Source organism: Faecalicoccus pleomorphus DSM 20574, from assembly GCF_000420345.1.
Taxonomy (GTDB): Bacteria; Bacillota_I; Bacilli_A; order Erysipelotrichales; family Erysipelotrichaceae; genus Faecalicoccus; species Faecalicoccus pleomorphus.
Map to the genome: position 1 here is coordinate 11,957 of NZ_ATUT01000023.1, position 19,094 is coordinate 31,050.

Consider the following 19,094-nt stretch of genomic DNA (forward strand, 5'->3'; position numbering starts at 1 on the left):
CTAGTCATTCAAACGTAATAAGTTATGTTCTTCGATACCGACATGGACCGTAGCTCCCGGTTCAAACAGGGCAAAACTTCTAAAAAGAACTTCTGATGTAAACACTACATCCTTACACTGTAAGGTATAGCGTAGAACATTGCCTCGTGAAATGAAGTCCACGACCTTGGCATCAAATGTCAAATAAGCCGGATCTTCGATCGGTTCTTTTGACAACATAAATGTTTCCGGTCGAATCGCATAGTAATTGCCCGGATAGCGTTTTTCCGGAAAGAAAGCCGTCAAATCCACCGGTGTCAAAATATTATAATGCCCGATGAATTCGGCCGCAAACTTCGATACCGGATGGGTATAAAGCTGTACCGGTTTGCCACTTTGTTCGATAACCCCCTGATTCATCAGGTGGATCTTATCCGACATGATCATTGCCTCATCCTGATCGTGTGTGACAAAGATCGTTGTGATTTTTAATTCCTTTTGTACCCGTTTGATCTTTTCCTGCAACTCTCGTCTTAGCTTGGCATCAATGGCGCTTAACGGTTCATCGAGCAGCAGAACTTTAGGCTCCATCACAATAGCACGGGCAATCGCCACACGCTGCTGCTGGCCACCGGATAATTGGCTGGGATAACTTTTTTCCTTACCATACAAATCCACCATTTCAATCGCCGCTTTGACCTTTTTATCAATTTCGTTTTTATCCATTTTGGCAATTTTTAAACCAAAGGCAATATTATCTTCAACATTCATATTCTGAAATAAAGAATACTGTTGAAAGACCATTCCAATACCTCGTTTTTGTACCGGCGTATTCGTGATATCTTCCCCATCCAAAATGATCTGACCGGAACTGATATCTTCCAATCCTGCCAAAGAGCGAAGCAAGGTTGATTTGCCACAGCCGCTTGGTCCCAATAAAGTGACAAGCTCTCCTTTTTCGACATCCAGATCGATACTTTTTAACACCTGGTTAACACCATCATAGCTTTTACAGATGCCTCGAAACTCAATATAAGCCATTATGCTTTCCTCCCTTTCGTTGATTTGATTGCTTTGTTTTGAATCATCAATGTCAATGTAGAAATCAACAACGTTGTGATAAATAAGATCACAATGATTGCACTCGATGTCTGTCCTGATTTAGACATTGTCTGGTACAGATAGATTCCTGCGGTTCTAAAGGCACTGCCGGCAATCATGTTGACAACAACGAAATCCGCAAAGATCATCGTAAATGCCAACATCATCGTAGATATAATGCCTCGCTTCATCTGTGGAATCACGATGGTAAAAAAGGCATGCAGTTTGGAGCAGCCCAAAACCTGTGCCGCTTCGATCACACAACGTACATTCAAAGCACCGATCATATTTTTCAAGCCACGGAATACATATGGCAAAATAATGATACAGTAAGCACCCACCAATAAGAAAATACGGTTCGAAAGAAAGCCCGGTTTACCCGAATACAATGAAATGATACCGGCCGCTAAGATGACCCCCTGAATCGCATACGGGATATTACAAAGGATTTCAATATATTTTTCCAGCTTTGGTACATACAAAGTGATCACATACAAAACTAATAAGATCGCAATCGTACAGATCACAACCGGCACGATAGAAATCACAATGGATCTAAGTAAGGAATTGATAAAGGCGCCATCGGAAAAAATGCCGGCATAAAAGCTCAGGGTAAATCCGGTCGGCAATATATCCATCCATTCGGTAAAGACCGAATAGAAAAACGTCAAAGCCAGTGGCAGGATCAAAAAGGCAGCAACCAGAAACAAGATCAAGCCATCCCACAAATGTGTTTTTATCTTCATGCGTTTGCACCTCGTTTCTGAAATTTATTGGTGATTAAAATGGAAATGACCATCAAGATCATCATGACAAGTGCCAAAGCACAACCAAACTCTTGATTTTGTACGACTTCCCCTACATATTGTTGCGAAATACGAATCGGTAAAAGCGCAATGTTGTTGCTTAAAAGAGCATAGGCCGTACCATAGGCAGCCAATGAATTGGCAAATAACACCGAGAAGGTTCCTAAAATACTTGGCAGTAAAGAAGGAATGGCCACCTTGAACCAATAGTGAAAACTATTTCCTCCAAGGAGTCCAACCGCTTCTCTCCATTCTTTTTTCAAACCGCCAAAAATCGGAAGCATCAATAAAGTAGCCATAGGAATCTGAAAATAAATATACGTCAGAAGCAGACCATTGATCGTATAGAGATCAAAATCAGCCAGAAAACCGATGCCATAATTTTTTCCAATCAAAGTTAAGATTCCCACATTCCCTAAAAGAATCATAAACGCAAAAGCCAAAGGGACACCGGCAAAATTACTGGTGATGTTTAACACACTGGTAAAAATATTGCGAACCTTGGGGCTGGCCGCATTAGCTGCCTTTGCCGCCAAAAACGCAATCACGATACCGGCCAAGGCCGATACCACAGAAATCCAAATACTGTTCCAAATGGACTGTTGGTAAAGTCTTGTGGAAAAAATCTTCACAAAATGCTCCAGTGTAAAGCCACCGCCACCGGTTGGAGTAAAGCTTTTAATGACAATATTGATCAAAGGAAGAATCTCAAATAAGAATGTGATCACAAAAAACGGAACCAAAGCCAGTAAATAGACTTTACTGTTCTTTTTTGTCTTTGTCATACAAATCCACCTCCAACTCTTTCATCTTTTCAGATGCTTCGATGCCTAATACAAAACATAATAATGGAGCCATTTCCAAGGTCGTCAGCTGTTTCTTTGAAAAGCCGGGCTGTACACGAGGGTCTATAATATACAATGCGGTATTTCTTTGACTGTTGCTGTTTCCACCATGATAGCCCTGCTCACTCATGCCATGATCAGCTGCTACTACAACGCTATAGCCCTGATCTAACCACATCGGAATGTATGTGGATAACAGCTTGTCATTTTGAATCACAGCCTGACTATATTCTTTAGAACCGGCGCCAAACTTATGGCCGGCATCATCGATACCCATCGGATGGATCAATACAAAGTCATAGGTATCCTGCTTCATAAACTGCGCAGCCATCGAATATAAGTGAGAATCCGGAAATGTATCTCCGTAGTAAAAAAAGCCTCTATCGATACAAGAGTTTGAATCTTCATGAAGCATATCTTTGTCCTTATCAAACGGCGCTGAAAGATACAATTCACTGATCCAGTAATACGCAAACACAAGGCTTTTTTTATGCGCATTTTTCAACATTTGAAACAAATGCTTCTGATTCGATAAACGAACGATCCCATTATTGGTAATACCATGCTCTAAAGCACTGACACCGGTAAAGATCGTTTCATACATCGGACGAGAAGCGCTGGGAAGCTCTCCCAGCACTTCATATTTCGCCGCTTTTTGTTTTTCAACACAATGTTCCAGATACCCTAAATGTTCTCTGGCATATTGACTTTGTAATCCATCCAATAAAACAAAGACTGCTTTATTGGGCATAAGCTACTACTTCTTCCTGCCAGGAGCTGGACAGATCGGCAACAGCTTTATCCCAAGCTTCCTGATCTTCAATAAAGCGAGCATTGGTGTATTGATCATCCGGCAACAAGTTGGCCTTTACATCTTCTGGAAGTTCAACATCATCACGAATCGGACGGGCATATCCTTTAGCAAGATTGATCTGTCCTTCGTCGGACAAGATAAATTCACGCGCTACCGCTGCAGCATACGGACGCTTTGTATATTTGTTGATGATCGTACAATATCCACTCTGAATGGCTCCATCGCTTGGAACAGATACTTCAAAGTTGGCATCCGGGTTATTTTCCATGATCTGAGAACGATATCCTAAAGAGTTGTAATCCCATAATACAGCAACTTCAATTTCCCCTTTTTCAAGACGTGCCACACTGGTATCTCCCATGTCCAAACGTCCTTCTTCGGCCAATGTCTTAAAGAAATCAAGACCTGGTTGAATGTTGCTTTCATCACCACCAAACGCAATAGCTGCACTTAGCAGACCACTCTGTGCCTGTGTAGCTACGGAAACGTCACCAATTGTTAATGTATAATCACCTTCCAAAACATCCTGCCAGCTTGTTGGAGCTTCTTCTACAAGATTTTTATTAGTGATAAAGGTAATGGTTCCATAATAACCGATAATCCAGTCACCATCATCGTCTTTAGCCCAATCCGGAACAGAATCCCAATAAGATGTTTTATAAGGTAAAGTGACACCCTGTTCTTCGGCTACCGGACCAAAAGACTGTCCCACATCACCGATTTCTTTGGTCGCATCGTTTGCTTCATTGGCAAACAAGGCAATTTCTTCCGCACTGGACATATCTGTATCGGTATGTTTGATACCATATTTTTCTTCAATTTCTGTCCATGTTTCTCCCCAGTTTGCCCATGTATCCGGCATACCTACAGAGTTTACTTCTCCATCTTCTTTTGCCTTTTCGGCAATTTCATCAAAGCTCATCGCATTTAAATCTACTGTTTCTGTCTGCCCTTCTTCCGCACACCCAGCTAATAAAGAACAAGCTAAAGCGGCACACAAAGAGCCTCTTAAAATCTTCGAGTTCATTGTTCTCCTCCTTATTCCGACAGTATTTAGAATAAACGATAAGCATTAAATGCGAATCATGACAACGTTAAAACTGTGCAATATATTATTAACAATTTGTAAAATGAAAAGCTTTTGCCTACAATACAATTATGTGGAAACAAAAGCTTCGAATTTATAAAATTGAAAGAAAAGAAAGGCGTTATCTTCATAAGTATGCCAAGAAAAAAGAGCCTTGGATCGAACAGAAATTTGCTCAAAAAGTTCCAAAAAAGCTACAATCGACTTTGCAGTCCGCTTTTATCAAAGCCTTTGATCTGATCTTTTCCAAAGGCGTGTCCTGGATTGAAAAGACATACGATAAAGATACGTTTCAACAAACAACATGGAAACGTAATCATAAAAACACAAAAAGAATTGCCAAGCACCATATTCTGGGCGCCGGAATCAGTGGTGTAGGTCTTGGACTTTTAGGTATAGGTTTACCGGATATCTTTTTATATACAGCACTGTTATTTCGCAATCTGTATCAGATTGCCCTGCAAAATGGCTTTTCTTATGAAACCTCTCAAGAAAAGATCTTTATTCTTCTTCTATTGCAGGGAACCTTCTGTTCCGGCGATGAGCTATTCAACGTTTATCATAAACTCAACCATCGACAGCACCTCAAGTTAGAAGAGGAAATAAAGTGTACTGCTTCCATGATGTCACATACACTTTTGGCCTTAAAGTTTGTACAGGGAATCCCTTTAGTTGGTTCTGCAACCGGTGTCTATGATGCCTTATATATGCGTCGATTAAGTGAATATACACAAATTCAATACGAAAAGCGAAAATTTTATCATAATGTTGAACAAAAACAACATTAAAAACAAAAAAACTAAAATTTTTAGCACTTTACTATTTACAGTGCTAAATTTTTGACTATAATAATAAGTGTAATCAGGGTAAGGAACCTGATGAGGAAGAAATTTCATGAACAACGGCTGCGTAAACAACCGCATAGGAAAAAATGGAGGCGATGTATATGAAATTCTATCCAGGTTTTAGATCATTTGATTTGTTTGATGATTTCTTTGATGATGATTTTGGTTTAACGACTTCGTCTCAATTGATGAAGACAGACATTTGCGAAAAGAACGGCAATTACGAATTAAGCATGGAAGTTCCGGGTATTAAAAAAGAAGATATTCAGTTGGAGTTAAAAGATGGTTATTTGAAGATTACCGCCAATCGTAACACCAACAATGAAGAAAAAGACAAAGATGGAAAGATCATTCGTCAGGAACGTTTTACCGGTTCTTGTTCGCGTAGTTTCTATGTTGGTGAAAACATTAAAGAAGAAGACATCAAGGCTAACTTTGACAATGGTGAATTAAAGATCACTTTCCCAAGTAATACGCCAAAACAAGTCGAGGAAAAGAAATATATTCCAATCGAATAGAAGTTTCCAGGTGCATAAGCACCTCTTTTTTTGTTCATAAAAAATCTATAAAAATGTGATTGTAATCACATAAATATATATAATTACGTGATTGAATATTATTTATCTTTAAAATATAATAAAAGTGTGATTGTAATCACAAAATTATTAATAAAAATGTGAGGATGATAGTTATGGAACGTTTTCTCTTAAAAAAACTATTGGCTTGGAAAACATCACCCTATCGAAAGCCACTGATTGTAAAAGGGGTTCGTCAAGTTGGTAAAACATGGATCTTAAAAGAATTTGGTCGCCTTTATTATGATAATGTTGCCTATTTTAACTTTGATGAGAATGAAGAATATAAACAATTCTTTGATACTACAAAAAATGTAAACCGCATCTTACAGAATTTATCCATGGCCAGCTCTCAGACAATATCACCAAAAAAAACATTGATTATTTTTGATGAAGTCCAAGATTGTCCCAATGTGATTAACTCCATGAAATATTTTTGCGAAAATGCACCGGAGTATCACATTGCCTGTGCCGGTTCCTTATTAGGAATCGCATTAGCCAAACCCTCTTCTTTTCCTGTAGGCAAGGTCAATTTCATGCAGGTTGATCCTATGACTTTCGAAGAGTTTTTAATTGCAAATGGTGACTCCAATTTATCTGAATACATACAAACGATCGATACGATTGAACCCATACCAGATGCCTTTTTTAACCCTCTTTATGAAAAGTTAAAAATGTACTATGTCACAGGTGGAATGCCTGAACCAGTACGGATATGGACGGAAGCACGGGATGTGAATGTGATGCAGGAAACTTTATCCAATATTATCGAGGCCTATGAGCGTGATTTTGCCAAGCATCCCAACGTTAATGAATTTCCAAAAATTTCTATGATTTGGAATTCTATTCCTTCTCAATTGGCAAAGGAAAATAAGAAATTTCTTTATAAAGTTGTGAAAACCGGAGCCAGGGCACGTGAGTACGAAGATGCACTGCAGTGGCTCATTGATGCAAGATTAGTACATAAAATCTATCGTAGTACATCACCCGGTCTTCCGATAAGCGCCTATGATGACTTATCCGCATTCAAGATTTATCTGGTTGATGTGGGACTCCTTCGTCGATTAGCCAAGCTGGCCCCCACAGCCTTTGGCGAAGGAAATCGCTTGTTTACTGAATTTAAAGGTGCTTTAACGGAAAACTTTGTTCTGCAAACTCTAATGACGCAATTTGAAGTAACACCTCGATATTGGTCACAAGCAAATCCTCCTTATGAAGTTGATTTTTTGATTCAACGAGATAACGATATCTTTCCGATTGAAGTGAAATCAGAATCCAATACCACCAGTAAAAGCCTAAAGAAATTTAAAGAGCTTTTTCCGGATAAAGTTAAACTTCGTATTCGATATTCATTAGACAATCTTAAATTAGATGACGATGTTTTAAACATTCCACTTTTTATGGCTGGTCAAACAGATCATCTCATTGAATTAGCTTTAAAAGAAAAAAGCGTTTAAGCAAAAACTTTATATCTTTTATCAAAAGGGGCTTTTTTAATATCATAGCCCCTTTTTCCTATACAAAAAAAGATGCCCGCAACAGACATCTTTAAACATGAACAAATTGATTTTTTAGTCTTCTGATTCCAATATACCAGATTTTTGATACAACACCCAGCGTGCAATATTTCCGGCATGGTCGCAAATACGCTCTAAATATTTTCCAACCAACAACAAATTGACAAGATTTCCCGGATCATCCACCTTGGCAGCCAGTTTATCTGTATAAAAATTCTTGGTTGCCAGATAAGCGGCATCGGCTTTATCATCCATTTTGATCACATCCTGCGCAACTTGTTCATCTCGGCTCATATAGGCATTTAACGCATTGGAAATCATGCCCTTGGCCACCATGAACAATTCGGCAATAGAATCATGAATCTCACTGTTGGCACTGTGATCCATTTCCCGAATTAAAGAAGCCACTTCCTTTTCCTGATCCATGATACGTGTTAAATCGCGCACAGTGTTCGTAGCTACCGTAATACGACGTAAGTCTTTGGCAACCGGCGCCTGCAACAACAAGATACGCATGCAGTTTTGGTCACAATCACGACTCAATGTCGATACTTCTTCATGCAGTTCATCCACTTCCTGTGTCAGAACCTTATCGCCATCATATAAAGAATGCTTGCACAAAGACAATCCCTTCAAACAACTTTGTCCCATTTCGGTCATCTTCAACTCTAACTGCTGCAACTGCTTTAAAAATTTTGTCTGAATAACCATTATCCAAACCTCCCTGTAATATAATCTTCCGTCTTCTTTTCCTTTGGCGTAGAAAACATCATTTCCGTACTTCCATATTCGATCAAATCTCCTAATAGGAAGAAGGCTGTTTTATCACTGATACGCATAGCCTGCTGCATATTATGCGTAACAATGACGATCGTATAATCTTTCTTTAATTTTAACGTCAACTCTTCGATTTTTCCAGTCGAGATCGGGTCTAACGCACTGGTTGGCTCATCCATCAAAAGCACTTCCGGTTTAACTGCCAGCGCACGGGCAATGCACAAACGCTGCTGCTGTCCTCCGGATAATCCCAGCGCACTTTTTCCCAAACGATCTTTCAATTCGTCCCAGATGGCCGCATCTCGCAAAGCTTCTTCTACGATTCGATCCAGATCGGCTTTACGCTTTACGCCATGTGTTCTTGGTCCATAGGCAATATTGTCATACACGCTCATAGGAAATGGATTCGGTTTCTGGAAAACCATACCGACTCTTTTTCGCAGTGTATTCACTTCAATATCTTTATAGACATCCTGACCATCTAGTAAAAACTTACCGGTAATCTTACAGCCTTCCACCAGGTCGTTCATACGATTGATTGATTTTAAAAGCGTACTTTTTCCACAACCACTCGGTCCGATAAAACTGGTGATCTCATTGGCTTTGATATCCATAGAGATTCCGTGCAGCGCATGAAAATCTCCATAGTACAAGTTTACATCCTGTATTGACAGTTTGACTTCATTCATACTTTTATCCTTTCGCAAGCTTTCTTCCCAGATACGAAGACAAGCTGTTCATAATAATCACAAATACTAATAAGACAACGGCAACCGCACAAGCCTGCTCCGTGTACAATCCTTCACTCATCAAGCGATACATGTGTACAGCTAACGTACTTCCCGGCGCAAAGATATTCGTGCAAACCTGCGCTACCGTTCCGGAAGTATAGATCAAGGCCGCTGTTTCTCCAACGATTCGTCCCATACTCAAAACAATACCGGACATGATTCCCGGTACGGCACTCGGTAAGATTATGCGGAAAATCGTACGAAGTTTTCCGGCACCTAAACCAAAGCTTCCCTCACGATAAGAATCCGGTACTGCAACCAGCGCCTCCTGCGTTGTACGCATAATCGTTGGCAATACCATGATCGCCAAAGTCAAAGAACCGGCAAATACACTTAGACCCATACCCATGGAAATCACAAACATCAATGATCCAAACAGACCATAGACGATGCTGGGAATACCGGATAAGGTTTCTGTTGTCAACAAGATTACCTTCACCAGTTTGGAACCACGTTTGGCATATTCCACCAGATAGATGGCTGAAAAGATCCCAATTGGCCCGGCAATCAACAATGTTAAAATCACAACAATAATCGTGTTGATGATTGAAGGCATCATACTGACATTATCTGTCGTATATTCCCATTCAAACAAAGACGGTGTCAAATTTGGAATACCACGAATCAAAATATACGCGATAATAAACAACAAACATAAAATCGTAATGATGGCAGCGGCATGCGTTACGATTGACAAGAATAACGAAACGCCATCTTTTTTTGCTTTCATTATGATTTAGCCTCCTTTCTCTTTAAAGCAGAGAAACTCAGGTTGATGATCATAATAAAGACAAACAACACAACAGCCGTCGCAATTAAAGCTTCCCTGTGAAGACCGGTCGCATATGACATCTCCAACACGATATTGGCGGTCATGGTTCGCACACCGGAAAGTAAGCTGCCCGGCATAACGGCCTGGTTTCCGGCAACCATGATAACGGCCATGGTCTCACCAATTGCACGGCCTACACCTAAGATCACACCAGCTAACACACCGGATTTAGCTGCTTTTAAACAAACAAAAAAGACACTTCTTTCATGGGTGGCTCCCAAGGCAAGACTTCCTTCATAATAAGAATCCGGCACCGCCTGCAAACTTGCCTCGGATACAGAAACGATCGTAGGTAAGATCATGATCCCTAACAGGATCGAAGCGGCTAAAACGGTATTTCCACTGGTATGAAACGCATCCTGAATCAATGGTACAATTACGACCAGGCCGAAAAAACCATACACGATACTTGGAATACCGGCTAAAAGCTCAACTGCCGGTTTAATGATCTTATATAGCTTTTTCGGACAGAAATAAGCCATATAAATAGCGGTTAAGATACCAATCGGCACCCCCACTACGATTGCTCCTGCTGTTACATAAATACTTCCGATGATCATCGGGAAGATACCATATATATCATTGTTTGGACGCCATTCCATTCCTCCTAAAAAATTCAAAGGACCGATTTCCGCAATCGCCGGAAGTCCGTTGATAAACAGGTAGAAACAGATGAAAAAGACCGCAACGATACTAAAGCAGGCAGCTAACATAAATACGATACGCATTGCGTTTTCTCTTAACTGCATGTCACAATTCCTTTCTACTTGTAATCGCTCAAAAAGGGGTTCTGGCCCCTTTTTAAAACGATTCACTTTTGATTCGACTATTCAGAGATATCTGCCCAGTCTGTAATTTCGCCTGTATAGATTTGTTTGATCTGATCTGTTGTCAGATTATCTACGGCATTTTCTTTATTAACGATAACAGCGATTCCATCTAACGCAATCGTTGTTGGTGTAAGCCCTTTAGACTGTTCTTCTTCTGTTAAATCACGAGAGCACATACCGATTTCATATACACCGGAAATTGTGTTTTCAGCACCGGAAGTTGAATCACTCTGCTGTACAGATACATTAGCACCTGTATTGATCTCTTCGTAAGCTTCTGCCAGTTTTTCCATAACTGGTGTTACAGAGCTGGAACCACCTACGGTCAAATCACCGCTAGCACCATTGGAAGTGAAGGCACCTGTTGTTTCTCTTGGGATATATCCTTCTTCTTCAACGATAGCCTGTCCTTCATCCGACATGATGAAATTCATGAAATCCTGACCTAATTCGCTGATATCCTCCGTTGTACAAACTAAGAACGGACGACTTACGGTATATTCTCCGCTTTCTACATTTTCTACAGTAGCTTCTACACCATCTACAGTTACAGCTTTTACTGTGTCATTTAAAGACCCTAATGAAATATAACCGATCGCATAAGAATTTCCTTCAACTGTGGTCATCATAACTGAAGTTGAGTTTGTGATTTGAGCAGAGCTGGTTGTGTTATCTGTTCCATCTTCTTCAATGCCCATCAATTCAGTAAAGGCACCACGTGTACCAGAACCATCTTCACGACTTACAACAGTAATTGCTCCTGATGCAGTTCCTTCATCGCTCTGTGCATCATCTCCTCCACTGGAGCATCCGACCAAAGCGGTAGCGCTTAATCCTAAAGCTAACATTCCCTTTAAAAATTTGTTCATGTTTTATCCTCTTTTCTTTTGTTTACACTGATACTATACAAAAGGTTTGTTAAGGCTAAAGTATAGAAATGTTAAATCCATGTAAAATACAGTTAAGCATCTAAAATATTTGAGCTTTCAAAAAAAAAGACATTTCCATTTTTACAGAAATGTCAGATTTATCTATTGTTTACGTACTGTCATGATCATATTTTCCGCCCATGTCGTATAGAACGGCTGCAGAAAGTGAACTCCATCGGCCTGATAGATATCTGCGTTTCCATTCTGGCAGATTTCACTGTTATCAACATAGATCCAGTCATTTTTTTCACACATGGCTTTAATCTTTTTATTATATTCATCCACCTTATCCCAGCGCGGTGATTTTTCAATGGCAGCCGGTGTGGCTGAGATAATGGAGTTGACCACGATGGTCGCATCCGGACAAACCTTTACAACTTGTTCAATCTGCGATTGATAAAGAGTATCATAGCCACCCTCGCTATCTAAACCTAAGCCCATATCGTTGACTCCATAAGAAAAGAAAATCAACGAAGGATTCATGGACTGTGCCTGATTTACCCAGTTTGAAATATCTTTGATGGTTGCCCCGGATGAGGCCAACACATGACTTTCCGGAAAGAAATGATACACACTAAAGCCCATAACACGAGAATCTCCAAAGATTACCGCATCATCAAACAAGGCAAAGACATCTACCTGTCCAGATTCAATGGCACTTTCCATTTCCGCATTCTTCTTATCCTTTAAAGAAGAAGACAATTCCTTTACTTTTTTATTCTCCTGCTCCTGTATATAATCTAAGCCCTGCGCTAATGTCGCATTATGATTCCATACTCGATAGATCAAAAAGCCGGATAAAACTACGATTACCGCTAGAAAAATGATACCGGCCCGCTTCACTTTTGGTTTTAATTTTAGTTTTCGTCTCATAGGTTCTCCTTGGCTCTTATTCTATCACATTTCACACATTATAGTGGGATAGATTTCCACTTTTTTTCGACAGGCTTTCAAAAATTATGTACTTATATTATAAACATATGTTTTTATTTTCTGAACATTTTCCTTGATTTTCTTTTTTATTCTCGTATAATTATGGATATTACAGAAAGGAAATGGTGGATGACACCAGGGTGAAAAAAATGACAAGAGTGTATAACTTTAGTGCAGGGCCTGCCTGTTTACCGGAATGGGTACTCAAAAAAGCACAGGAAGAAATGCTGGATGCTCATGGAAGTGGAATGAGCGTTATGGAGATGTCCCACCGTTCCAGTGAGTTTCAGGAAATTTTAGATACATGTAAAGCACGTTTAAGACGCTTGATGAACATACCGGATGATTATGAAATTCTGTTCTGTCAAGGTGGAGGAACCATGCAGTTTTCCATGGTACCCCTTAACTTATTAAAGCACAGTGCCGATATCATCAATACCGGACAATGGACAAAGAAAGCGATTATGGAACATAAAAAGTTAGGCAAGACACAGGTAATCGCTTCCAGTGCAGAAGACAATTTTACTCATATTCCTAAAATCAAGCAGGAGGATTTAACACCGGATAGTGATTATGTCTATATCTGCGAAAACAATACGATCTATGGTACCAAATATAAAGAGTTACCTCCGCATGAAGGAAAGCTTTTGGTTGCCGATCTAAGCAGTTGTATTTTAAGTGAGAGAACCGATGTTTCCAAATATGACTTAATTTTCGCCGGCGCTCAAAAGAATATGGGACCAGCCGGTGTTACCGTTGTAATCATCAAAAAAGATTTGATCGGACACGCCAAAGAAAACATTCCAAGCTTATTGGATTATAAAACATATGCCGATAACGATTCGATGTACAATACGCCACCATGTTATGCGATCTATATGGTAGGCCTTGTTCTACAGTGGCTGGAAGAAGAAATCGGCGGTTTAGAAGAAATGGAAAAACTAACACGCAAACGTGCTTCCTTATTATATGACTATATCGATCAGTCAAAGCTGTATTCCAATCCGGTAGCTAAAGAAGATCGTTCTTATACGAACATTCCTTTTGTGACCGGTGATGCAGAATTAGATAAAAAGTTTGTCAAAGAAGCCAATGAAGCCGGACTGGTGAACTTAAAGGGGCATCGTACCGTAGGCGGTATGCGCGCCAGCCTTTACAACGCGATGCCAATGGAAGGGGTTTATGCCCTGATCGATTTTATGAAGAAGTTTGAAAAGGAGAATCTTGCCTAATGTATAAAGTAAAGCTCTACAACAATATTGCCCAGGTTGGGTTAGATACATTCAATGAAAATTATGAAGTCAAAGAAGATTTAGAAAATGAAGATGCGATTCTGGTACGAAGTGCCAATTTACATGATTTGGACTATAATCCAAATTTGAAGTGTATCGCCCGAGCCGGAGCCGGTACCAACAATATCGATATTAAAACCTGTACGGAAAAAGGTATCGTCGTCTTTAATACGCCGGGTGCTAATTCCAACGCCGTCAAGGAAATCGTCTTTGCCGGTATGTTGTTGGCATCTCGTGATATCTATGGTGGAATTGCCTGGGCTAAAACTCAGGAAAGCAACGAAAATTTAGCCAAAGATATGGAAAAACAAAAGAAAAAATATGCCGGTACCGAATTAAACGGTAAGACCCTGGGTGTCATCGGATGTGGTGCTATCGGTGTGCAGGTGGCAAACTTAGCCTTACGTTTTGGTATGAAGGTTCGCGGTTATGATCCTTACATGTCTATTGAAGCCGCCTGGAATTTATCTCGCTATGTCAAACATGACAGCGATGTCAAAGACTTATATAAAAACAGTGACTTTATCACGATCCATATTCCGCTCAACGACAAAACCAAAGATACCATCAATAAAGAAACGATTGCGTTGATGAAAGATGGTGTTAAAATCTTAAATTTTGCCCGTGGTGGTCTGGTCAACGAAGATGACATCCTGGGAGCCTTGGATTCCGGTAAAGTAAGTGCATACGTAACCGACTTTCCATCACCGAAGCTGGTCAATCATCCGGGTGTGATTGCAATCCCACATTTAGGTGCATCTACCGCAGAAAGCGAAGAAAACTGTGCCGTAAAGGCAGCGCAGGAAACCATGCATTATCTACAATATGGAAACATCAAGAATTCGGTCAATATGCCAGAATGTCATATGGATTTTAATACACCGTTCCGTATTTGTGTGATCCATCATAACGTGCCTAAAATGATTTCTCAGATCACAAATGGTTTAAGTGATGATAATGCCAACATTGAAAATTTGATGAATAAATCAAAAAATGATATTGCTTATACGATCTTGGATCTGGACAAAAAAGCAAGCGCCCAAACAATTGAAAAGATTCAATCGATTCAAGGTGTCATTCGTGTAACGACATATCAAGGGGACACGCTATGATCGATGCTCATGTACATTTGGAAAATGGACCTCTGAGCAAAGATTATGTATTTGAATTCATAAAAAGTGCCCAAGAGAAAGGAATCGACCATCTGCAGATTCTGGATCATACGCATCGTTTCTTTGAATTTAAAGAAATGTATGAAGACATTTGCCAGATTCCTGCACAAAAAGAATGGTTTTTAAAGAAACAGAAAAACTCAATCCAGGAATATATCGACCTCATTGAAAAGGTAAAAAAAGAGCCATTACCGGTTCAAGTAACATGGGGACTGGAAGTCTGTTATAAAAAAGAAAGAGAAGCGTTTTTAAAGAAAGCACTGCAGGTCTATCCATTTGATTTCATGGTTGGCAGTGTACACGATGTATTTGATCGACTCTATGATATCAGCGCTTTTAGTAAAGAACTTCTATGGAACCAATACCAAAGTAAAGATATCTATGCAGCGTATTATCAACAGCTTAAAAGCTGCATAGAATCAGATTTATTTACCCAGATCGGACATCCGGATGTGATCAAGCTCTATCAGATCGATCCCGGATATGATTTAACACCCACCTATCATGAACTGGCCACTCTTGCCAAAACACATGGTGTAGCCATGGAAGACAACACCGGAGCATATTATCGATATCGCCACCCGCAGATCGGTCTTCATCCTACCTTACGCAAGATCCTCCTGGCAAAAGAAGTACCGATCCTATGGGCCAGCGATGCCCATGTTCCGCAGAATGTTGGTCGTTGTTATGATAGATTAAAGGAAGCGTACTAATCCGCTTCCTTTTCTTTGATCCATCGCGCTTCCAAATAAAAGCGTTTTTCATCCGCTTCTCCCATAGAGAATGTTTTTCTTGGCAAGACTCCACCTGCAACAATGGCCGGAAACAATGCACTCTTTTCAATGTGTTGTAAGAAGATTCCACAGTTTTCCTTTGTCTGTAATAAAGAATACATGGCATCCTGTCCATGAATATAATCTATATCCACCTTGGGATGTTCTAAACGATAAGCGTCAAGAAAGGCCTGCAAGATATCAATGGGTAAACGATCATCCTGTTTGATAAGCTCTATGCCGATTTCGCGATGATCCTGATACAAGACAATCTCCTTTCCCGGTCGAATTTGAACTTCTTCCTGTTGACAGAAAACCTCCAGACCCTCATAAAGCTCTTCCATATTCGCATGAAACAATACACGATGAATCGGCTCAAAGATCAAAGCCGGACTATGCAGGTTGACCATTTCCACCATCGCATAACGTGCCGGATGATTTTCTTGTCCCTGTGGATTCAATCCTTTTTTAATTTCTTCCCAACATGCCTTTGCGGTAGCCAAAGAATGGTTTCCATCACCCACACTTAAGAAAAGATCTCTTTCCTGCTGCATCTGAGCAATCTTTGATTCAAGCTGATCTGCATTTTCCTTCTCGATTGCATACCCTTTGATATGACCACCATTCATCATCAAATCAAAATCATAAAGTACAGGATATGTATCTTTATCTTTCATTAAACCAGAAAACAGTTCATCCTTTGGATCATCCAACAACACTAAAACATGACTCAATTCCAATGGGGCCCCTTTACGAATCTTAACGCGTGGCGGGATACGGGATGCGATCGTTTTTTCAGTGGCCCGAATCGGCTTTACATTGCCCGGTTCAAAATCATAAGCCTCCAGATCAATGACTCCCAACAAACCCATACGGTTGCCAGAAAACGTAGAACGCTCAATCAATATAAATCCATTCTTTACTTTTTCCTCCAATATATTGTTGTGAACATAGTTTTCCATCGTCTGTTGAATTTTAGAGATTCGATCATCTTTTTCCTGTAAGTACACCTCCGGATAGATCATATGATACGTTGATGGTTTATCCTGAATGATTTCTTGTACATTTTGCCAGTAATCTTGTTGACTGGTGTATTGATCACAGGCAATCACAGACCACGCATGCATATTGATTGTAGAATTGGGTAATAAAAAATTAGATTTTTGAAAACAAGGTCGCATATTCTCCCTCCCTCTTTATTCTATTATACAAAAAGAATGCATGAATCCGACCCTAAAAAAAAGGATTCTTTGACAAGAACCCTAAAAATCACATTCTAGTAATTGAATCTTATGCATCAAATCGGATAAAACCGGTGTTGGAATAACTAATTCCTTGGCTATCGGTATGATCGTTCCTGAAAATAGAGCCAGCTCTGTTTTACGATGGGCTTTGATATCCTGCGCCATGCTGGGCATACCTTCTGGCCGAAGTGAATTGACCAGTTGTACCCACGCATCGATATCATCCTGTGTCAGTGCAATGTGTTTTGCCCTGGCAACAGCCTGTACTTCCTTCATAGCCTGAATAAATTCTTTCTGATGACGTTTTCCATCCTGACAGATACCATAACCGCCCTGATATGCTGCACAAACTTGATTGATACCGCAATTCAACATCAGCTTATTCCACTGCTCACGTACGATATCCTCACAAACTCGATACGGAATTTGATGCGACGCAAAGAAAGATTCCAATTCCTTGACTGTCTTTTCCTGTTCTTTACATTCTGAACCAAATAAAATTTCTCCAACATGAGCAAAATCAACAATATTATTGAGATATGTTGAATCCATGCCCTGTACGATACAGCGAATGACTGGGTTATTTGGATAGACTTTTTGGCAGATTTCTTCACTGCTGATGCCATTTAAACAAGATAACACAATCGTATTTTCGTGTACAAAAGGCTTTATTTGATCTAAGGCTGCCTGCAAACCGGCATATTTTGTACAAATCAAAATTAGATCCAATGGTTCTGCCTCAGTCACATAGCGAAACTCCGCTTTTTTACCATTGATATAAAACGGCGTATTTTGATATCTTTCTTTCCGCTTCTCATCCACGATAAAACAAAGTGAACGCAAACCATTCTCTTTCAACAAGGTACCATACAATGAACCGATCGCACCTCGTCCAACAATTCCCACACTGTTAATCATCTTGTCTTTTTTCTCCTTTATTCACGATCCATACACCACACACGATCAAGGTCAAGCTCAATAAGCCTGTCCATGAAAAGGCCTGTCCTGTCTCCTGTAACATCAAAGCACTAAGCAATACGCCCATTACCGGTATCAGACAGCCAAAGATACCGACCTTGCTGACGGGATTCTTAGATAGCAAGATCCCCCATAAAGTATAGGCACAAGCCGATACAAAAGCCAAATGAAACAATACAAGAAGACCGGAAACATCATTTAACTCTAAATGTCCGCCCATCAAAAGACCGACTACCATTAAGACTACACCGCCCAAAAAGAATTGATATCCACTTAACATCACGGCATCATCCTTTTGGGTAAAAAGCTTGATAAAGGCAGCGCTGATGGCCGAGGAAAGCTGTGAGAGGATCATAAAGCCATCTCCTAACAGAGAAAATGGCTGAACCCCTTGCAGATTCATGATCAAAATACCAAAAAAGCCAAAGATACATCCTATTACTTTTGTCAAAGAAAGCTTTTCAAACCGAAACAACAAGCTGGCAACCAGTAACGCAAAGAAAGCACTGGTTCCGGAAATGATCGAACCGTTAACACCGCTGGTATGCGCTAAACCGATATAATACAAAAAATATTGGCCGGCCGTTTGAAACAAAGCTAAAATCGGAATAGCTTTCAAACTTGTTTTTGTCGGCAAAAGAATTCGTTTCTGCAGAAAACTGCCAGCAATCAAAACAAGGATTCCTGCCAGGGTAAAGCGTAAGCCAGCAAAGACCAGAATACTGGCTGTATCCGTCGCATCGATAGAAAACAGAAGGTACCCGGTTTTTATAAAAGGAACAGCACTACCCCATAAGGCACAACAGAAAACAGCCGTTATACAAACAATTCCGGGACGTGTAAAAAAATCTTGTTTCTTCATAAGAAAAAGGAAGTAGATTGCTCTACTTCACAAATTGTACGATTGCCATCGGTGCCGCATCCCCTTTACGGATACGTGTCTTGATTACACGTGTATATCCTCCGTTGCGGTC

The 19,094-nt window shown here is 40.1% G+C and carries 21 protein-coding genes; 6 read left to right on the top strand and 15 right to left on the bottom strand.

What is annotated here, in order from left to right; translation table 11 throughout:
- From G413_RS0109050 to G413_RS0109070, 5 genes are read right to left on the bottom strand one after another with little or no spacing between them, the layout of a single operon-like run.
- Nucleotides 1-1,020 (bottom strand): ABC transporter ATP-binding protein, encoded by a 1,020-nt coding sequence (locus tag G413_RS0109050; protein ID WP_022790564.1) that lies wholly within the window; start codon nucleotides 1,018-1,020, stop codon nucleotides 1-3.
- The gene (locus G413_RS0109055) at nucleotides 1,020-1,826 is read right to left on the bottom strand and encodes an ABC transporter permease (protein ID WP_022790565.1); all 807 of its coding nucleotides are present in this window, start codon (nucleotides 1,824-1,826) and stop codon (nucleotides 1,020-1,022) included. Before G413_RS0109055 ends, G413_RS0109050 begins: the two co-directional genes overlap by 1 nt.
- The gene (locus G413_RS0109060) at nucleotides 1,823-2,671 is read right to left on the bottom strand and encodes an ABC transporter permease (RefSeq protein ID WP_022790566.1); all 849 of its coding nucleotides are present in this window, start codon (nucleotides 2,669-2,671) and stop codon (nucleotides 1,823-1,825) included. The genes G413_RS0109055 and G413_RS0109060 overlap by 4 nt, the downstream gene beginning before the upstream one ends.
- Nucleotides 2,646-3,482 (bottom strand): alkaline phosphatase family protein, encoded by an 837-nt coding sequence (locus G413_RS0109065; protein ID WP_022790567.1) that lies wholly within the window; start codon nucleotides 3,480-3,482, stop codon nucleotides 2,646-2,648. Before G413_RS0109065 ends, G413_RS0109060 begins: the two co-directional genes overlap by 26 nt.
- A complete protein-coding gene (locus G413_RS0109070) occupies nucleotides 3,472-4,572 on the bottom strand; it encodes an ABC transporter substrate-binding protein (protein WP_022790568.1) in 1,101 nt (366 codons plus the stop codon). The genes G413_RS0109065 and G413_RS0109070 overlap by 11 nt, the downstream gene beginning before the upstream one ends.
- A 131-nt stretch (nucleotides 4,573-4,703) precedes the next feature.
- On the opposite strand from G413_RS0109070, the gene G413_RS11410 reads away from it, so the two are divergent.
- The 3 genes from G413_RS11410 to G413_RS0109085 all read left to right on the top strand — a co-directional run bounded on the left by G413_RS11410 (nucleotide 4,704) and on the right by G413_RS0109085 (nucleotide 7,509).
- Entirely contained in the window at nucleotides 4,704-5,420 is a 717-nt protein-coding gene (locus G413_RS11410; protein WP_022790569.1) for an EcsC family protein, read from the top strand.
- 158 nt (nucleotides 5,421-5,578) lie between these two features.
- Nucleotides 5,579-5,995: an Hsp20/alpha crystallin family protein gene (locus G413_RS0109080; RefSeq protein WP_022790570.1), complete on the top strand. Its 417-nt coding sequence runs from the start codon at nucleotides 5,579-5,581 to the stop codon at nucleotides 5,993-5,995.
- A 173-nt stretch (nucleotides 5,996-6,168) separates the two neighbouring features.
- Complete coding sequence (locus G413_RS0109085; RefSeq protein ID WP_022790571.1) at nucleotides 6,169-7,509, top strand: ATP-binding protein; 1,341 nt, start codon at nucleotides 6,169-6,171, stop codon at nucleotides 7,507-7,509.
- A gap of 114 nt (nucleotides 7,510-7,623) precedes the next feature.
- On the opposite strand, the gene phoU is transcribed toward G413_RS0109085, so the two are convergent.
- The 6 genes from phoU to G413_RS0109120 all read right to left on the bottom strand — a co-directional run bounded on the left by phoU (nucleotide 7,624) and on the right by G413_RS0109120 (nucleotide 12,601).
- A complete protein-coding gene (gene phoU / locus G413_RS0109095) occupies nucleotides 7,624-8,280 on the bottom strand; it encodes a phosphate signaling complex protein PhoU (RefSeq protein WP_022790573.1) in 657 nt (218 codons plus the stop codon).
- Nucleotides 8,280-9,035 carry a phosphate ABC transporter ATP-binding protein PstB gene (gene pstB, locus G413_RS0109100; protein ID WP_027969148.1) on the bottom strand — a complete coding sequence of 252 codons (756 nt, stop codon included), beginning with the start codon at nucleotides 9,033-9,035 and terminating at the stop codon, nucleotides 8,280-8,282. Before pstB ends, phoU begins: the two co-directional genes overlap by 1 nt.
- 4 nt (nucleotides 9,036-9,039) lie before the next feature.
- Complete coding sequence (gene pstA / locus G413_RS0109105) at nucleotides 9,040-9,867, bottom strand: phosphate ABC transporter permease PstA (protein ID WP_022790575.1); 828 nt, start codon at nucleotides 9,865-9,867, stop codon at nucleotides 9,040-9,042.
- The gene (gene pstC / locus G413_RS0109110) at nucleotides 9,867-10,718 is read right to left on the bottom strand and encodes a phosphate ABC transporter permease subunit PstC (protein WP_027969149.1); all 852 of its coding nucleotides are present in this window, start codon (nucleotides 10,716-10,718) and stop codon (nucleotides 9,867-9,869) included. The genes pstA and pstC overlap by 1 nt, the downstream gene beginning before the upstream one ends.
- A 77-nt stretch (nucleotides 10,719-10,795) precedes the next feature.
- A complete protein-coding gene (locus G413_RS0109115) occupies nucleotides 10,796-11,668 on the bottom strand; it encodes a substrate-binding domain-containing protein (RefSeq protein ID WP_022790577.1) in 873 nt (290 codons plus the stop codon).
- A gap of 162 nt (nucleotides 11,669-11,830) precedes the next feature.
- Nucleotides 11,831-12,601 carry an SGNH/GDSL hydrolase family protein gene (locus tag G413_RS0109120; RefSeq protein ID WP_022790578.1) on the bottom strand — a complete coding sequence of 257 codons (771 nt, stop codon included), beginning with the start codon at nucleotides 12,599-12,601 and terminating at the stop codon, nucleotides 11,831-11,833.
- A 209-nt stretch (nucleotides 12,602-12,810) separates the two neighbouring features.
- Here G413_RS0109120 and serC point away from each other — a divergent pair, with 209 nt between their 5' ends.
- Genes serC through G413_RS0109135 form a run of 3 tightly spaced genes read left to right on the top strand, consistent with a single transcriptional unit; the run spans nucleotide 12,811 to nucleotide 15,838 of the window.
- The gene (gene serC / locus G413_RS0109125) at nucleotides 12,811-13,893 is read left to right on the top strand and encodes a 3-phosphoserine/phosphohydroxythreonine transaminase (RefSeq protein ID WP_022790579.1); all 1,083 of its coding nucleotides are present in this window, start codon (nucleotides 12,811-12,813) and stop codon (nucleotides 13,891-13,893) included.
- Entirely contained in the window at nucleotides 13,893-15,065 is a 1,173-nt protein-coding gene (locus G413_RS0109130; RefSeq protein WP_022790580.1) for a phosphoglycerate dehydrogenase, read from the top strand. The genes serC and G413_RS0109130 overlap by 1 nt, the downstream gene beginning before the upstream one ends.
- Nucleotides 15,062-15,838: a histidinol-phosphatase HisJ family protein gene (locus tag G413_RS0109135; protein ID WP_022790581.1), complete on the top strand. Its 777-nt coding sequence runs from the start codon at nucleotides 15,062-15,064 to the stop codon at nucleotides 15,836-15,838. Before G413_RS0109130 ends, G413_RS0109135 begins: the two co-directional genes overlap by 4 nt.
- Here the strand turns inward: G413_RS0109135 and G413_RS0109140 are convergent.
- The 4 genes from G413_RS0109140 to G413_RS12515 all read right to left on the bottom strand — a co-directional run.
- The gene (locus G413_RS0109140; RefSeq protein ID WP_022790582.1) at nucleotides 15,835-17,079 is read right to left on the bottom strand and encodes a DUF1015 domain-containing protein; all 1,245 of its coding nucleotides are present in this window, start codon (nucleotides 17,077-17,079) and stop codon (nucleotides 15,835-15,837) included. The two genes, G413_RS0109135 and G413_RS0109140, sit on opposite strands and share 4 nt — an antisense overlap.
- An 81-nt stretch (nucleotides 17,080-17,160) precedes the next feature.
- Complete coding sequence (locus tag G413_RS0109145; protein ID WP_022790583.1) at nucleotides 17,161-18,060, bottom strand: ketopantoate reductase family protein; 900 nt, start codon at nucleotides 18,058-18,060, stop codon at nucleotides 17,161-17,163.
- Nucleotides 18,053-18,982, bottom strand: coding sequence for a DMT family transporter (locus tag G413_RS0109150; RefSeq protein ID WP_022790584.1), 930 nt, complete (start codon nucleotides 18,980-18,982; stop codon nucleotides 18,053-18,055). The genes G413_RS0109145 and G413_RS0109150 overlap by 8 nt, the downstream gene beginning before the upstream one ends.
- A gap of 22 nt (nucleotides 18,983-19,004) precedes the next feature.
- Nucleotides 19,005-19,094, bottom strand: a 90-nt coding sequence (locus tag G413_RS12515; RefSeq protein WP_037614664.1) for a L17 family ribosomal protein, incomplete at its 5' end; no start/stop codon positions are given.

What these genes read in the sequence shown, in the direction of transcription:
- G413_RS0109055 (WP_022790565.1), bottom strand. Translation starts at nt 1,826, where the DNA reads ATGAAGATAAAAACACATTTGTGGGATGGCTTGATCTTGTTTCTGGTT.
- G413_RS0109085 (WP_022790571.1), top strand. Translation starts at nt 6,169, where the DNA reads ATGGAACGTTTTCTCTTAAAAAAACTATTGGCTTGGAAAACATCACCC.
- G413_RS0109050 (WP_022790564.1), bottom strand. Translation starts at nt 1,020, where the DNA reads ATGGCTTATATTGAGTTTCGAGGCATCTGTAAAAGCTATGATGGTGTT.
- G413_RS0109080 (WP_022790570.1), top strand. Translation starts at nt 5,579, where the DNA reads ATGAAATTCTATCCAGGTTTTAGATCATTTGATTTGTTTGATGATTTC.
- G413_RS0109070 (WP_022790568.1), bottom strand. Translation starts at nt 4,572, where the DNA reads ATGAACTCGAAGATTTTAAGAGGCTCTTTGTGTGCCGCTTTAGCTTGT.
- G413_RS0109120 (WP_022790578.1), bottom strand. Translation starts at nt 12,601, where the DNA reads ATGAGACGAAAACTAAAATTAAAACCAAAAGTGAAGCGGGCCGGTATC.
- pstA (WP_022790575.1), bottom strand. Translation starts at nt 9,867, where the DNA reads ATGAAAGCAAAAAAAGATGGCGTTTCGTTATTCTTGTCAATCGTAACG.
- serC (WP_022790579.1), top strand. Translation starts at nt 12,811, where the DNA reads ATGACAAGAGTGTATAACTTTAGTGCAGGGCCTGCCTGTTTACCGGAA.
- phoU (WP_022790573.1), bottom strand. Translation starts at nt 8,280, where the DNA reads ATGGTTATTCAGACAAAATTTTTAAAGCAGTTGCAGCAGTTAGAGTTG.
- G413_RS0109140 (WP_022790582.1), bottom strand. Translation starts at nt 17,079, where the DNA reads ATGCGACCTTGTTTTCAAAAATCTAATTTTTTATTACCCAATTCTACA.
- G413_RS0109065 (WP_022790567.1), bottom strand. Translation starts at nt 3,482, where the DNA reads ATGCCCAATAAAGCAGTCTTTGTTTTATTGGATGGATTACAAAGTCAA.
- G413_RS0109135 (WP_022790581.1), top strand. Translation starts at nt 15,062, where the DNA reads ATGATCGATGCTCATGTACATTTGGAAAATGGACCTCTGAGCAAAGAT.
- G413_RS0109130 (WP_022790580.1), top strand. Translation starts at nt 13,893, where the DNA reads ATGTATAAAGTAAAGCTCTACAACAATATTGCCCAGGTTGGGTTAGAT.
- pstC (WP_027969149.1), bottom strand. Translation starts at nt 10,718, where the DNA reads ATGCAGTTAAGAGAAAACGCAATGCGTATCGTATTTATGTTAGCTGCC.
- G413_RS0109115 (WP_022790577.1), bottom strand. Translation starts at nt 11,668, where the DNA reads ATGAACAAATTTTTAAAGGGAATGTTAGCTTTAGGATTAAGCGCTACC.
- G413_RS11410 (WP_022790569.1), top strand. Translation starts at nt 4,704, where the DNA reads ATGTGGAAACAAAAGCTTCGAATTTATAAAATTGAAAGAAAAGAAAGG.
- G413_RS0109060 (WP_022790566.1), bottom strand. Translation starts at nt 2,671, where the DNA reads ATGACAAAGACAAAAAAGAACAGTAAAGTCTATTTACTGGCTTTGGTT.
- G413_RS0109150 (WP_022790584.1), bottom strand. Translation starts at nt 18,982, where the DNA reads ATGAAGAAACAAGATTTTTTTACACGTCCCGGAATTGTTTGTATAACG.
- G413_RS0109145 (WP_022790583.1), bottom strand. Translation starts at nt 18,060, where the DNA reads ATGATTAACAGTGTGGGAATTGTTGGACGAGGTGCGATCGGTTCATTG.
- pstB (WP_027969148.1), bottom strand. Translation starts at nt 9,035, where the DNA reads ATGAATGAAGTCAAACTGTCAATACAGGATGTAAACTTGTACTATGGA.